The 1541-nt window shown below is 38.2% G+C and carries 3 protein-coding genes; all 3 read left to right on the forward strand.

The window, feature by feature from the left end; all coding sequences use genetic code 11:
- Positions 1-8: 8 nt before the first annotated feature.
- The gene (locus tag QI30_RS18635; RefSeq protein WP_126992069.1) at positions 9-842 is read left to right on the forward strand and encodes a protein rep; all 834 of its coding nucleotides are present in this window, start codon (positions 9-11) and stop codon (positions 840-842) included.
- 115 nt (positions 843-957) lie between these two features.
- A complete protein-coding gene (locus tag QI30_RS21275) occupies positions 958-1020 on the forward strand; it encodes a tetracycline resistance efflux system leader peptide (protein WP_012779615.1) in 63 nt (20 codons plus the stop codon).
- Between the two features lie 33 nt (positions 1021-1053).
- Positions 1054-1541: MFS transporter (locus tag QI30_RS18645; RefSeq protein WP_148113879.1), on the forward strand; the 488-nt coding region annotated here is incomplete at its 3' end.

The following is a 1541-nucleotide window of genomic DNA, read 5'->3' on the forward strand; positions in this document are numbered from 1 at the left end:
TAAAACTCATAAGGGAGTGCAATACGTTCATGATGATGGTTGCTGATGAAAACCTGGAAAAGAAAAAACAGCATAAGGGGAATACGTGCAAAAACCGTTTCTGTCCGATCTGTGCATGGAAGAAATCTCGAAAAGATGCGTTGGCTCTGTCCGTCATGATGGCTTATCTAAAGCAAGAGGAAAAGAAAGAGTTTATCTTTGTGACCTTAACAGCGCCGAACGTGCCAGCTGATGAACTGGAAGATGAAATTAAGGGTTACAACCATTCGTTCAAAAAGTTGATGGAACGCAAGGAAGTTAAGAAAATCGCAAAGGGTTATGCTCGGAAATTAGAAATCACCTACAACGAAGAGCGTGAGGATTACCACCCACATTTTCATGTGCTCATTGCAGTCAACAAAAGTTACTTCACGGATACAAAACAATATATCACTCGGGATCGGTGGCTGGAGTTGTGGCAGCAAGTCACAAAAAACCCTTTGATTACACAAGTTGATGTGCGGAAAGTTCGAAACGGTCGAGATGATAAAGTGTATGAGATTGCGAAGTACTCCGCAAAAGACAGCGATTACTTAATCAGCCAAGAAGTTTTCGAGGTGTTTTATAAAGCCTTAAAAGGCAAACGGTTAATTGTCTACTCAGGTCTATTCAAAGACGCTATGACCAAATTTAAAAATGGCGAATTAGATGGCTACAAGGAAAAAGATGTGACGAAGTATGTGTATGCGATCATGTATAACTGGGGCGGTAAAAGGTACATCGAATTAGAAAAACGGTATTTGACCGATGATGAACTGGAAGAGATCAATGGGAAATTGATTGATGAAAAAGAAGTAGATTAAGATACAATAGATTTCAACAAACGGGCCATATTGTTGTATAAGTGATGAAATACTGAATTTAAAACTTAGTTTATATGTGGTAAAATGTTTTAATCAAGTTTAGGAGGAATTAATTATGAAGTGTAATGAATGTAACAGGGTTCAATTAAAAGAGGGAAGCGTATCATTAACCCTATAAACTACGTCTGCCCTCATTATTGGAGGGTGAAATGTGAATACATCCTATTCACAATCGAATTTACGACACAACCAAATTTTAATTTGGCTTTGCATTTTATCTTTTTTTAGCGTATTAAATGAAATGGTTTTGAACGTCTCATTACCTGATATTGCAAATGATTTTAATAAACCACCTGCGAGTACAAACTGGGTGAACACAGCCTTTATGTTAACCTTTTCCATTGGAACAGCTGTATATGGAAAGCTATCTGATCAATTAGGCATCAAAAGGTTACTCCTATTTGGAATTATAATAAATTGTTTCGGGTCGGTAATTGGGTTTGTTGGCCATTCTTTCTTTTCCTTACTTATTATGGCTCGTTTTATTCAAGGGGCTGGTGCAGCTGCATTTCCAGCACTCGTAATGGTTGTAGTTGCGCGCTATATTCCAAAGGAAAATAGGGGTAAAGCATTTGGTCTTATTGGATCGATAGTAGCCATGGGAGAAGGAGTCGGTCCAGCGATTGGTGGAATGATAGC

The organism is Candidatus Kurthia intestinigallinarum (genome assembly GCF_003991225.1).
Lineage (GTDB): Bacteria > Bacillota > Bacilli > Bacillales_A > Planococcaceae > Kurthia > Kurthia populi.